The organism is Sutcliffiella rhizosphaerae, assembly GCF_917563925.1.
Classification (GTDB): Bacteria; Bacillota; Bacilli; order Bacillales; family Bacillaceae_I; genus Sutcliffiella_A; species Sutcliffiella_A rhizosphaerae.
The window spans coordinates 1-13,513 of the sequence record NZ_CAKJTJ010000012.1 but is presented as its reverse complement, the minus strand read 5'-3'; the positions used below and the strand labels follow the sequence as shown (position 1 = coordinate 13,513).

Annotated in this window: 13 protein-coding genes; 11 read left to right on the top strand and 2 right to left on the bottom strand. The window is 35.9% G+C overall.

Features of this window, described 5'->3' with window-relative positions:
- The first annotated feature begins 10 nt into the window (after nt 1–10).
- The 7 genes from LRP81_RS11955 (at nt 11) to LRP81_RS11925 (ending at nt 6,053) form a co-directional block, all read left to right on the top strand.
- Complete coding sequence (locus tag LRP81_RS11955; protein ID WP_230501511.1) at nt 11–103, top strand: YjcZ family sporulation protein; 93 nt, start codon at nt 11–13, stop codon at nt 101–103.
- A 131-nt stretch (nt 104–234) separates the two neighbouring features.
- The gene (locus LRP81_RS11950; RefSeq protein WP_230501510.1) at nt 235–1,404 is read left to right on the top strand and encodes a M20 family metallopeptidase; all 1,170 of its coding nucleotides are present in this window, start codon (nt 235–237) and stop codon (nt 1,402–1,404) included.
- Nucleotides 1,405–1,426: 22 nt separating this feature from the next.
- Complete coding sequence (locus LRP81_RS11945) at nt 1,427–2,419, top strand: LLM class flavin-dependent oxidoreductase (RefSeq protein ID WP_230501509.1); 993 nt, start codon at nt 1,427–1,429, stop codon at nt 2,417–2,419.
- 66 nt (nt 2,420–2,485) lie between these two features.
- Nucleotides 2,486–2,869 carry a VOC family protein gene (locus tag LRP81_RS11940; protein WP_230501508.1) on the top strand — a complete coding sequence of 128 codons (384 nt, stop codon included), beginning with the start codon at nt 2,486–2,488 and terminating at the stop codon, nt 2,867–2,869.
- A gap of 97 nt (nt 2,870–2,966) precedes the next feature.
- Nucleotides 2,967–4,934 carry a penicillin-binding transpeptidase domain-containing protein gene (locus LRP81_RS11935; protein ID WP_230501507.1) on the top strand — a complete coding sequence of 656 codons (1,968 nt, stop codon included), beginning with the start codon at nt 2,967–2,969 and terminating at the stop codon, nt 4,932–4,934.
- A gap of 18 nt (nt 4,935–4,952) precedes the next feature.
- A complete protein-coding gene (locus LRP81_RS11930) occupies nt 4,953–5,219 on the top strand; it encodes a DUF1871 family protein (protein ID WP_230501506.1) in 267 nt (88 codons plus the stop codon).
- Between the two features lie 159 nt (nt 5,220–5,378).
- On the top strand, nt 5,379–6,053 hold the full coding sequence (locus tag LRP81_RS11925; RefSeq protein WP_230501505.1) for a GNAT family N-acetyltransferase: 675 nt from the start codon (nt 5,379–5,381) through the stop codon (nt 6,051–6,053).
- Nucleotides 6,054–6,182: 129 nt separating this feature from the next.
- Here LRP81_RS11925 and LRP81_RS11920 read toward each other — a convergent pair whose 3' ends face one another.
- Nucleotides 6,183–6,713, bottom strand: coding sequence for a YceI family protein (locus LRP81_RS11920; RefSeq protein ID WP_230501504.1), 531 nt, complete (start codon nt 6,711–6,713; stop codon nt 6,183–6,185).
- Nucleotides 6,714–6,957: 244 nt separating this feature from the next.
- Between LRP81_RS11920 and LRP81_RS11915 the strand changes: the two genes are divergently transcribed.
- From LRP81_RS11915 to LRP81_RS11900, 4 genes are all read left to right on the top strand, one after another.
- On the top strand, nt 6,958–9,537 hold the full coding sequence (locus LRP81_RS11915) for a helicase-related protein (RefSeq protein WP_230501503.1): 2,580 nt from the start codon (nt 6,958–6,960) through the stop codon (nt 9,535–9,537).
- Between the two features lie 77 nt (nt 9,538–9,614).
- Nucleotides 9,615–10,040: an SRPBCC family protein gene (locus LRP81_RS11910; RefSeq protein WP_230501502.1), complete on the top strand. Its 426-nt coding sequence runs from the start codon at nt 9,615–9,617 to the stop codon at nt 10,038–10,040.
- Complete coding sequence (locus LRP81_RS11905) at nt 10,037–10,357, top strand: ArsR/SmtB family transcription factor (protein ID WP_230501501.1); 321 nt, start codon at nt 10,037–10,039, stop codon at nt 10,355–10,357. Before LRP81_RS11910 ends, LRP81_RS11905 begins: the two co-directional genes overlap by 4 nt.
- Before the next feature lie 90 nt (nt 10,358–10,447).
- On the top strand, nt 10,448–11,935 hold the full coding sequence (locus LRP81_RS11900; protein ID WP_230501500.1) for a hypothetical protein: 1,488 nt from the start codon (nt 10,448–10,450) through the stop codon (nt 11,933–11,935).
- 71 nt (nt 11,936–12,006) lie between these two features.
- Here the strand turns inward: LRP81_RS11900 and LRP81_RS11895 are convergent, their stop codons facing one another.
- Complete coding sequence (locus LRP81_RS11895; RefSeq protein ID WP_230501499.1) at nt 12,007–13,362, bottom strand: SGNH/GDSL hydrolase family protein; 1,356 nt, start codon at nt 13,360–13,362, stop codon at nt 12,007–12,009.
- Nucleotides 13,363–13,513: the final 151 nt, after the last annotated feature.

Sequence of the window (13,513 nt, the reverse complement as noted above, 5' to 3'; positions counted from 1 at the left end):
AGGGAACTTTATGTCTGGTGGAAGTTATGGTGGGGGCTTTGCGTTAATAGTTGTTCTTTTTATTATTTTAATTATCGCTGGTGCCGGAGCGTTAAGATACTAGAAATAACCGAAATGGTTGGGTAAATTATCCAGCCGTTTTTTTATTTGCATTTCTAGGCAGAAAATTATTATTCCAAGAAATTTCGTGTTACTATATTTTTTACAAACATAGACATATATTGGGGGATGTAAATGAAACAGATTATGGAAGATTTTCTTGAAAAACATAAACAGGATTTTTTTGATATAAGTTCATACATTGGGAATAATCCAGAATTAGGACATGAGGAATTTCAATCTTCCAAAATACTGGCACAAAAACTTTCAGAACATGGCTTCAAAGTATCAATGGGCACATGTGGGTTGCCTACTGCATTTGAAGCAGTATTTGAAAGTAAAGCACCTGGTCCTGTAATCGGATTTATGTGTGAGTACGATGCACTGCCTGAAATCGGACATGCTTGTGGTCATAATTTGATAGGCACTATGGGAATTGCAGCAGGTATTGCGACTAGTAGGATTATTTCTGAGACGGGTGGAAAAGTAATCGTTTATGGAACTCCTGCTGAGGAAACAAAGGGTGGAAAGGTTACAATGGCTGAGCAAGGGGTTTTTGATAAACTAGATGTCGCAATGATGGTTCATCCACTTCATTCATATGTTAAAAGTGGATCTTCCCTTGCAATGGATGCAATCCAATTTGAATTTTATGGGAAACCAGCCCATGCAGCAGCAAACCCTGAACAGGGAATTAATGCGCTAGATGCAGTCATTCATACGTTTAATGGAATAAATGCACTAAGGCAACATGTTACTTCTGACACGAGAATTCATGGCATTATCCCTGAAGGAGGAAAAGCAGCCAATGTTGTACCGGATTATGCAGTAGCACAGTTCTACGTTCGTGCAAACACTAGAAGCTATGTGAATGAGCTTGTCCAAAAAGTAAAAGCCATTGCAGAAGGTGCTGCCTTGATGACAGGCTCAACGATGCAAATGTCTAATTATGAATTGTCATACGACAATATGGTAACAAATGAAGTTTTGTCTGACATCTTTTCTGATCAACTTGTTGAACTAGGCGTAGACACTTCAGATATTATAGAAAGCCGAGATGGTTCAGGCTCTCTTGATATGGGGAATGTAAGCCTTGTGTGTCCTTCCATACATCCATATATAAAAATTTGTAACGAAATGTATAGCTGCCACACGACAGAGTTTCGTGAAGCAGCATTAAGTAAACAAGGTCAAGAGGCTATGATGCTAGGTGCAAAGGCGATGGCCTTTACAGCATTTGAAATTTTAACAAAGCCTTATATTTTGGAAGAGATAAAAAAAGAATTTCAAGCAACTAAAAAATAATGATTAGAAAGGAGTTAAATCGATGAAAAATAATAATATTCCTTTGTCTGTGCTTGATTTGGCTCCAATCGTGGAAGGAAGTAATGCAAGTGTCTCCTTCCAAAACAGCGTGGAGTTAGCACAGCATGTCGAAGGCCTTGGTTTTACTAGATATTGGCTTGCCGAACATCATAATATGCGTGGTATTGCCAGCTCTGCTACATCGGTCGTCATTGGTCATATTGCAGGTGCAACAAAAACGATTAGAGTCGGCTCTGGTGGAATTATGTTACCTAATCATGCTCCACTTGTAATTGCAGAACAATTTGGGACATTGGAGTCCTTATACCCTGGTAGAATTGACCTTGGACTTGGCCGTGCACCAGGAAGTGATCAATTAACAGCTGCTGCACTTCGCCGTGACCGAAAAAGTGGTGGAGAAGACTTTCCAAATCAATTGGCGGAATTAAGATCCTATTTTAATCCAGATGGAACAACACGTGTCCGCGCAGTACCAGGAGAGGGACTGGAGATACCTATTTGGCTCCTCGGTTCTAGTGGATTTAGTGCAAGGCTGTCTGCTGACCTAGGGTTACCATTTGCTTTCGCAAGTCACTTTTCACCTGATTATACTTTACCAGCATTAGAATATTACAAAGCGAACTTCAAGCCATCAGATCAGCTAAGTGAACCATATGCAATGATAGGCGTGAATGTAATTGCCGCTGAAACTGATGAAGAGGCCGAATATTTGGGAACTTCTATTAAACAACAATTTTTAAATTTAATAAGGGGTAAACCAGGACAGTTACAACCACCCATTTCTAATATGGATACATTATGGAGTGCATATGAAAAACATGCTGTTAATCAACAGCTGAAATATACTGTAACGGGAAGCAAAGAATCAGTAAAAACCCAACTAAAACAAATCCAAGAAGAAACCCAAGCTGATGAAATAATTGTAAATACTCATGTATATGACCAAAATGCAAGATTGATATCCTATCAAATTCTTGCAGATGCTTGGTTTTAACAACCTCTCCTCAATAGGAGAGGTTTCTCTGGGTTTGTCACAAATATTAAATAAGGAAGTGATGAAATGATAAAGTATGAAAATATCCATCATGTTAGTCTATGTGTAACAGATATAGAGAGGTCGAAGCAGTTTTACGGTGGGCTCCTTGGTCTAATTGAAGTGGAGAGGCCAAACTTCGACTTTCCTGGAGCTTGGTATCAAATTGGAAGTAGCCAATTACATCTAATTCAAAATAACGGAGCAGAGTCATTGCGTTCTAGTAAAACGATTGATAGCAGAGACGGTCATTTTGCCATAAGGGTAAAAAGCTATGAAGATACATTACAATACCTGAATGATCATGGTTTAAAAGTGGAGGCCAAACCTAACAGTAAAAGTGGATTTAAGCAAATATTTTGCATGGATCCTGATAATAACCTAATTGAATTTAATGTAGACCAAAATTAGAGGGGTACCCACATACAAGCATTTTCTCCTTTTTTCATGTATGGAAATACTGTATGCTTAATTGTAGATGAAACAAGAATTAGACGGGGAGGTTTTTATGAAAAAAGTACTATTATTAATTGGAATGATTTGTTTACTAACTGGGTGTAAGAAAGAACCTGTCAATCCATATGATGTATTAAATGATTTTGTAACCGCATGGCAAGATAATAAATACACTCAAATGTATAATGATTATCTTTCTTCCGAGGTCAAAGATAAATTCACTCTCCAAATGTTTGAAGAAAAACATAGGGAAGTATATGATTTTTTCGAAATGGAAAATTTAGAGATTGAGGTAATAGATAACGAGATTGATTGGGAAGAACAAGAAACAATTAGTATTCCAGCTAACATCTCTTATGATACATTTGCGAGAAAAGTAGATTTCGACGTTGAATTTGTTATGGAAAAGGTGTTAGATGAAGACGATAACGATTCTTGGTATCTTGACTGGCAACCAACCTTTATATTTCCTGAATACGAATTTGCTGATTCATTTGAGGTAACGTATACAAGAGCAACTCGCGGTGAAATTTTCGATAACAAAGGAAATAAACTTGCTGCAAACGAAGAAGTAATGAATCTTGGGATTGTCCCAGGACAATTTAATGCAGAAAATGATTTAACCAAACTTGCCAGCATGATAGATATGTCGGAAGAAGAAATTACGAAGCGATATACAGTGAGTTGGGCTCAAGATGACCAATTAATGTATGTAAAGAATTTTAGGGAGAAAGATAGACCTCTTGTACTGGAAGCTATAGAAATCGGTGGGGTAACAAATCACCGTTCAATGGAACGCGTTTATCCATATGAAGAAGCAACGGCCCATCTTGTTGGATATATCGACGAAGTAACTTCAGAAGATCTTGAAAAATATGATGGATATGTTGCAGGAGATAGAATAGGACAAGCTGGAATTGAAGGACTGTACGAAGATAGGCTCAAAGGAAAGAAAGGTATTGAAGTAACTCAAGTTAAAGAAGATGGCACAGAAAAAACGGTTGCCAGGACTGAACCAGAACGAGGAGAAGATATAACATTAACGATTGATGCGGACATCCAAACAAAGCTTTATGAAACAATGAAGGATGATGTCGGGCAAGCTACCGTGATTGATCCTACTACTGGAGAAGTACTTAGCCTTCTAAGTGTACCTGCCTATGACCCAAATAGGGTAACTTTAGGTCCGAGTCTAAGTAAAGAAACTCCATTAAAGGATTTATCTGCTGATACCTCCAATAGATTTCGATATACGTATTCACCAGGTTCAACAATGAAACTTTTAACATCTATCATCGGATTGGAAAGCGGCAAACTTGACCCTAGCCATCAATATGATATCCCCGAAAAACAATGGAATATAGGTGGTAGTACCGTAACAAGAGTTTACTCGGATGATAAAAGAGTAGACCTGCGAAGTGGTATGAACAATTCTGATAATATCTATTTTGCCATGGCTGGTGTTGACATTGGAGCTAAAGATTTTGAAGATGGCCTAAAAAAGCTCGGTATTGGAGAGGAATTACCTTTCGCATATCCCATTCAAGGAAATTCACAAATATCCAATAATGGCACTTTTGATAATGATGTTTTGTTAGCACATACTGCATACGGTCAAGGTGAATTTTTGATTAACATCGTCCATTTAGCGAGTATTTATGGTGGGATTGTAAATGATGGTTCCATGATGAAACCGATGCTAATAAATAATGAAAATCCTGAAATTTGGAAAGAGATTGCCTCGACTGAAAATGCCCAACTATTACAAAAGCTTTTACGTACAACGGTTACAGAAGGTAAATCAAATATTGCCAATTTACCTGGTCGTGAAATAGCTGGTAAAACAGGAACTGCTGAAATAAATAAAGAAGAAGGAATTGAAAACGGATTATGGGTGTCATATGACCAGAAAGACCCTACCTTAATAACTGCGATGCTAATAGAAGATGTTCTTGAGAAAGGCGGCAGCAGACATACAATTGAGTTGACCAGTAAATTTTATCAAGCTCTATCACAATAAGTTGGGCAGGTGTTCATATTGGAACTTTCAACTAAAAAAAGATTGATAGAGGTTACAAAAACAATCGTGAATGACTGGGACCCTTTGGATTTTCTAGCACTAGGAGCACACGAAGACAAATACATCAAGGAAGTATGTCAAATTATAAAATATATTGAAGACTGTCAATCAGTAGAAGAATTAGCTGTCCAGATCAAGACAGTGTTCGACAACTCCTTTTCAACAGATCTTTCTCCTATAACCTGTCTGCAAGTAGCTGTAATGGTTTGGGAGGAGATTAGATAAGAGTTTTCTTTAACAAAATAGTAACGATAATTTTGCGTTACTATACATTTTAAAAAGCAAGAATGGTTGAAAACAACCTTTCTTGAAACGGGGAAAGCGATATGAGAGTTTCTTTCTTTTGAAGGTTTTCTTAATATTCTTATTAAGGAGGGGACAAATATGTATCGAAAAGATTGGCTTGTATTTGATGATGGCAAGCCACTCCATGCAGTTATCAGAAACTATACAGAAGTAGATTTCGATAATTTGATAAGAATTCAGCAAGAAAGCTTTCCACCACCTTTTCCTGCTGACCTATGGTGGAATAAGAATCAATTAAAGAATCATGTTTCATTATTTTCTGACGGAGCACTTTGTATAGAGGTGGAAGGTAAAATGGTTGGCTCGATGACGGGATTATTAGTTAACTATCATCCTGACGATCCTGACCATACGTGGGAAGAGATAACAGACAATGGTTATATTTCCAATCACACACCAAACGGGAACACTCTATATGTAGTCGACATTAGTGTTAGTCCACAATATAGGGGTTTAGGACTTGGTAAATGGCTAATGCAATCTATGTATGAAGTAGTCATTCAACTGAATTTAGATAGACTTTTAGGTGGTGGTAGGATGCCTGGTTATAGTAGTCATGCAAAAAAACTATCTGCAGAAGAGTATATCAATGAAGTCCTGGCTGGAAATATAAAGGATCCGGTCATCACTTTTCTTTTAAGATGCGGTCGTATGCCAGTGAAGTTGATTGAAAACTACCTAGAAGATGAGGACTCTTTAAATTACGGTACATTGATGGAATGGAAAAATCCCTTCAAAAAATTAGAAAAGTGAATGCACTTGTCAAGCATGATGTGCTTAAACTTAGCCTGTGAGAAGGCTGGTTTTCAACTTCTTGACAGACCTTGAGATGAAAAAAACACCGCAATCATATGTTGGATTGCGGTGTTTTTTATCTATAGCTTAACCTTTTGCCGCTTGTAATTGTAAGGAAATCTTAATTTGATCTCCAACTAATACTCCACCAGTTTCAAGCGTTGCATTCCATGTAAGACCATAATCACTGCGTTTAATTTTACCATCAACGGAGAATCCAGCCTTTTCATTCCCCCATGGATCTTGACCTGTGCCCTCAAAAACGACGGAGAATGTTTCTGACTTAGTAGTACCAAGAAGGGACAAATCACCTGTAACATTATATTCATTATCATCTGTTTTAACAATATTTGTAGCTTTGAAAGTCATAGTTGGATGATTATCTACATCAAAGAATTCAGCAGAGCGCAAGTGTGCATCACGGTCATTACTGCGTGTATCGATGCTTGCTACATCTACAGTGAATTCAATTTCTGCGGTAGTTAAATCTGTTGGGTCTGCAACTATTGTTGCGTCATATTCTTGAAAACCACCTTTAACAGTTGCAAACATCATGTGTTTAACTGAAAAGTCAACTGAACTATGAGCTTTGTCTACATTCCAAACTGTTTTTGCCATTAGAAATTCCTCCAATATCCCTTTAGTTAATTTATCTTTAATTCAAGATTTATAACTTCAAGATAAATTATATTCTCGGTTTAACATGTTGTCAATATATTTTCTTGAAATTTACAAAATTACACATGAAAGATTCGGAAATTGTTGATATCATATGTTTCATGCGAATGTTTTAGAATGATAATACGTAAAAGTGAAAAGCTAATAAAAATTTATGGTGGACGATCATAGGGAGTTTAAAAATATGAATAAATTTAATCTGATATATGAAATGGCCCAAGACAGGACGAAATATAAAGTAGAAGAGGATATACAAAATTTCATGGAGTCAAAAAATGATATTTCCACTCCAGAACAATATGTAAAAGAACGATCTCATTACTTGGATCAAATTTGGATAAATGTTTGGCTTAATAAAGTTACCAATGATGTATCTAGAAAGGAAAAGAAGCAAATTTTATCTGAATTGGATTATGATACAGAGGGAATGGATAAGAAAATTATCAATCAATTGTTTCGAAACGAAATGCGAAACTACCAACCTTTCGATACTTTAAATTGGCTCCTCTCATCAGAATTATTAAAGCAAGGAAATTGGCAAAGTAAATTCGATCAAGTAAAAAAGGCACAAATTAAGAGACAGGAAGAAGAAGAACTTAAGCTTTTATTAGAGAATTCGAAGGAAGTTATTTTTTCAGCTGCACAAAATATTGTTGAAATGAAGAGAAATGAGTACTTTTTATATGTACGTCATTTTGTTGCAAAAAAACTGAATGGAAATTTTAATTCAAATAAAAAATATGAAGAGATTTATACAAATAGGGGAAGAGATGTAATTCGGGAGGTCGGAAAGCTCCAATATTCCGATTATCTAACATTAAAAGATTTCTTTTCAGAATACACAGGCGCTGTCCATCAAATAGTGGATTATGATGGAGATTTTATAGAGTACGAAACTTACTTTACCTATTACGAAAAGAATGTAACAGATTTTCTATTCGGATTTTTCCCAAGTTTAATCAAAGAAGAAATCAAAGTTCATATAATTGGACAATTTGAATTAGCTACTCACGAAGAGCTATCAGATTCTATATTAAGAAAGATGCTCGCTAACTCATTTCATCTCCTAGTTCATGAATATATGGAAAAGTTACAAGACGACTTTATAATTGACTTAATTCAATTGGCAGATACAACTTTTGATCTTCCATTACATCAAAAACAACTTCTAGCTGATATACAAGACAGAGAGTATAAACTAAAGGAGAGAGAGGAAGAGCTACGGAGGCAACAAGAAAAAGAACAAAGAATGATGGACGATATTTTTGGCAAAGAATACATTCCCTCCACTGTGCAAAATGTAAAATATGTGATGCATGTTGGAGAAACAAATACAGGAAAAACATTTCATGCGTTGAAAAGAATGAAAGCAGCAAAAAGTGGATTGTACTTAGCACCATTGCGATTATTGGCGTTAGAAGTATATGATCAATTAAATGCCGAGGGGGTTAGATGTACGTTAAAAACTGGTGAAGAAGAAAAAGTAACAGAAGGTGCTTCACATGTTGCAAGTACTGTGGAAATGTTTCACGAGAGGGAGTATTATGACATATTGGTAATTGATGAAGCGCAAATGATTGCTGATAAAGACAGGGGGTTTTCCTGGTATAAAGCTATCACAAAAGCAAATTCAACAGAGGTTCATATCATTGGAAGCTTTAATATGAAGGAAATGATACTCCAACTATTGGGAGATGCAAATGTTGAAGTAATTGAATATACAAGAGATACTCCTCTAAAGGTAGAGACTAAAACATTTGTGCTATCTGATACTCAAAAAGGGGATGCTCTTGTTTGCTTTTCCAGAAAAAGAGTTCTTGAAACAGCATCTATTCTCCAAAATAATGGTCATTCTGTTAGCATGATATATGGCAGTATGCCTCCAGAAACTAGGAAAAAGCAGATTAAGCGATTTTTAGATAGAGAAACAACCGTTATTGTTGCTACTGATGCCATTGGAATGGGATTAAATTTACCGATAAGACGAATTGTTTTCTTACAAAATGACAAATTTGATGGGACAAGAAGGAGAAGGCTAACATCCCAAGAAGTGAAACAAATTGCGGGAAGAGCTGGAAGGAAAGGAATTTATAATGTGGGGCGTGTTTCTTTCACTAGTGATATTAAAGAAATGGAGCGTCTCCTAACAAAAAAAGATAAGCTGGTGCATACTTTTGCCATCGCACCGACTAGTGCAATATTGAACCGCTTTGAAAAGTATTTCAACAAGCTAAGCATCTTTTTTGAACTATGGGATAAATTCAAGAGTCCTATTGGAACAGAAAAAGCTACACTTACTGAAGAACAGCTGCTTTACGAAGAAATAGAAGACTCAATGATTGAAGCTAGATTATCGATACAATATTTATACAGTTTTTTACATATGCCGTTTTCAAAAAACGAACAACTACTGATTGATCAGTGGAAAAACACAATGGAAGCCATTGTTTCTAAACAGCCCCTTCCAGAACCGTATATGAGTAAGAATTCCTTAGAAACAACTGAACTTTCCTATAAATCAATTGGACTTTATTTGCTCTTTTTATATCGTTTGGATAGAAGAACAGAAGCCTCCTATTGGGAAAAAGTAAGAGAATCCTTTAGTGATGAAGTTCATGAAAAACTAAACGAGGATGTAATATCATTAAAAAAGACATGTAAAAAATGCAGAAAGAAACTGGACCCATCATTCTCATATGAAGTTTGTGACGCATGTCATTACACTCAATTGAGGAAACAAGGGAGAAATAATAAAAGCAATTGACACGAAACCAAAAGGTGTTATATAGTGGAATTATAACACCTGTTGGTTTTATTTTAAATTAAAGGAGTAAAGATAAAATGACAAATAAAATACTTGATTCAATTAAGCAAACCGTTACAATTGATGCTCCAATAAACAAAGTATGGGAAAAAGTAGCGTCTTCAAAAGGAATAGAAGAGTGGTTTATGCCAAACAATTTTGAACCTGAAGAAGGACATGAGTTTACTCTTCAATCACCTTTTGGTCCATCCCCGTGTAAAGTATTAGAGGTGGATAAGCCAAAAAAACTTAGCTTTTCTTGGGACAGTGAAGGCTGGATTATTACCTTTCTTTTAAACGAAGGAGATGGACAAACTGAGTTTACCTTGATTCATGGCGGGTGGAAAGAGGCTGATGTCATACTGCTAAAAGCAAACGAAAAGAGTTCCGTAGTTCGTGAAAGAATGAATGGTGGCTGGAGCCAAATTGTCAATAGATTAAAACAGGCAGTAGAGAATGGATGAATCAAACTAGCCAAAAGCATGATGCATTTCAAGCTATTGCAGATTCAACGAGGAGAAGTATTTTACATTTGTTATCGGAACGTGAGCTTGCGATATCAGATATTGCCAAAGAATTCCCGATAAGTAGAACAGCAGTAACAAAACATCTTGTAATTTTATCAGAAGCATCTCTTGTCTCAAGTAGAAAAGTTGGCAGAGAAAAGAGATATAGATTGATGCCAGATGGTCTTACAGAAATTCATGAATTTCTTTCATATTATGAAAAGTTCTGGAGTAACAAACTACTGAAATTAAAGTATATATCTGAAAAAGAATGAGGTACCTAAATGGTAGCTCATTCTTTTTGAATGTTTTTCTTTCTTGAAAATAAAGTGTATAAGAGGGAAAAATTGAAAGGGGAGTTCAGCATGCCAACCTGGATTATTCGTGGGGATAAACTACAAGCAACAGCCGGAATAATTTCCATGCAATTGGATATGTATGAACACCACAAAATCATGCCGTTATCAATTGGTGACAAAATCTACTATAGTAACTCAGATGGAATTGAGCATATCTGTAAACTGGTTGATATAAGAATAAAAGAACATATAACGCTTACAATGGAAATTATTCACGAGAAACAAATACTACCATTCAAACACTTAAGGAAAATTTGGGGATTAAAAAACCTGGATTTGTTTAGATTGGATACGATAAAATTTCAAAGGTTATCGATGAAAGAAGATCTCCTCATTCAATCATTTTTAGAGATTCCTGGTTCATTGCCAGACAAAGCAAAGTATCATTACCTAGACAATTATTTATATTTGTTTCAAAAAGTGGCTCAAAAGTGGCTAGGAAATGAAAACATTCAAAAAGAAAGATATCGCTTTTTTCGAGAATTCAGTAAAGAAGAACATTTAACCACTATGAACTGGAAAGAAGTTCAAGCAATAGGAGACCAGCTTAACGCCTTTCAATTTCCTTTTGCAAAAGAGAGGGCGCTTGGCAAACAACGAGAACCTTTGGAAAAATACCGAAATAGTTTTCTCTTCCTGACTAAAGGTGAAGGAGCAATTAGTGATCGAATTCAACTATTTTACGCAAACACTCAATTTAAGCTGATTGGTTTTGGCCACCAAGCAATCGGAGAGATGATGCATAATATCTTTCCCACTTACTTCTGTAGATTAACGAGTTTTGAAAGTTTAGCTGTTGAAATTTTGTATGGGGAGGACCCAAAACAAATGTTATCAATCGGAATGAAAATTCAATATTATCAAGATTTGATTGAAAAAAGCTACCTACCAGAAAAGTATCTCGAAATTGTAGGGAGGAGAACAGAGCTTCCCATTTATTATGAAGTCAGCTGCTTTTTATATTACTTTTATAAAGTCCATATCGAAAACAAGCTGGAGCAATTCTCTGAAAAAGAAGATAGCCAATACTGGCTTTATGAATTAGCCTCAGGTGGAATACAGTTTGACCGAGGTTTGTTGACCATGCACCATGGCAAGCTTGGAAACATCCTCACATACAAGAACAAACAAGTGCTATGGAAAACATTTAGACAAAAATACCGAAAAACGAAAATTCCCTATTTAAAAATTTCTGCACTATATCAATTTTGCCATGAAATGAAAGTTGGAGACTATGTAATTATTAAGAATGGTAGTGAAAAACTTATCGCATTAGGTAGGATTACTTCAGATTATATGTTTCCGAAGTTTCCTAATGCACCATCCTATCGCAAAATAGAATGGATAAAAACAGGAAGTTGGCAGTTGAAAGAAAGACTCATCTTTCAAAATAAGCTAATGAATATTACTAATTTTGAACGAACCTTAACGTATTTAATGGATCAATTTACTGAATTATCAAAAGCATCTCATCTAAATGGGAGATGCTTTTGATTAGCATGAAAAAATCGTTTTTAGACTTTTCACTATTAGCTTGTTCGTCGCTATATCTTAGAATGAATCTTCTAATAAACAGTGACTTTTCTTCTAAAATAGAATAATCCTGTCATTACCGCAATCCCAGCAATAAAGAGAGCACTACCCCAAAGGATGTAATTATTGGCACCTGTTGCAGTATTGGGTAATTTATTACCTTTCTTTGACTCATTTTTTGATTCAGGCTTCTTTTTTCCTTGATCTTTTTTATCATCTACTTTTACAGGAGGAGGAGTTTTATTCTCCTCTTCGACTGGTGGTTCCTCTATTGGAGGCTCTTCTTCAACAGGAGGTTCCTCGGTAGGTGGATCCCCTTTTGGCGGTACAATATTTGTTATTTCTATTTTTTTAAGGACTGCAGTTGGTGTAGTAGTATCATTATGGAATAGTGCAAGCACAGAGTAAATTCCATTTTCAGTTACTTCAAAAAATGTATTTGTTAAAAGATTTACATCTGGATTATCTATGAAATCAGTAATTTCTCTATCACCGGGTAGCCACATAAGAGTATGTGGTGCTTGACCTTTTGTATCAATATTAATAGTGGCAGCTGTTCCTTCAAGAGTAGCACTCAGTACCAAATCATATTGAGGTTCTGGCTCAGGTTCTGGTTCAGGATGTTCTGGGGGAAATATACCTTTTAGTGCTTGATCAGCCAAGCTAGCCAATGCTTTATGTCCAGCTGGGGTGGGATGTATATCTGGTGCAGCATAAACAAATTCTGCTTGCTTTCCATGAAATGCCCCGTAGGCATCGAGAACGATTGTATTGGAAAAGATATTTGGAATAGTAGCGAATCCTGGATTTACTGCTGATAAAATGCTCTCTCCAAATGAATGTAAAGTCTGTTCAGGTTCAGTATCAACATAAGGGAAAGGATTATAAAGGTTATAAAATAGAATGGTAGCATCATCGTTATAAGTAGTAAGTACAGCTAAGATTTGTAGTACATTACTAAATGCTGCCTGAGCAGCAAGTGTAACATTTGCTTCGACTAAATCAAAATCAATTGATTCTCCTGCTAAAAGAGCTTGTCTAATTGCATTAATATCTGCAGCTTGTAATAAATCATTGTTACTAATATTAAGTGTGATGATATCTGCAGATTGAATCGCAGCTTTAGCTTCTGAATTTGTAGTTATCTGCGTAAGTAGCCCTTCTGTCTGAAGCCCAGGTATAGAAAGATTAATGACATCTGTCTGTCCATTTAAGAGTAAGTGTGGAAATGGTAATGTTTGTTCAGGAAGGCTTGTCCCAAAAGGTATCGAGTCCCCTAAGGCAACAATTTTAGGTTTTGTTTCAGCTTCAGCAAATACAGTGGTGGAAGTAAACAAGTTAAACACTAGCAAAACAGCAAACAGAATTGATAAATGTTTCAGCTTCACTTAAAATCCTCCTCGTATTATATGTTTAAGCCCTTCTGCAGAGCTAAAATCTTCCTTCTTTTTAATTGAGCGACTTGCATAATGCTTGGACGTCTCAAGATATTTCTAGATAATGATAATAGGATCATTTGGGACAATTCTTTTTCCTCCT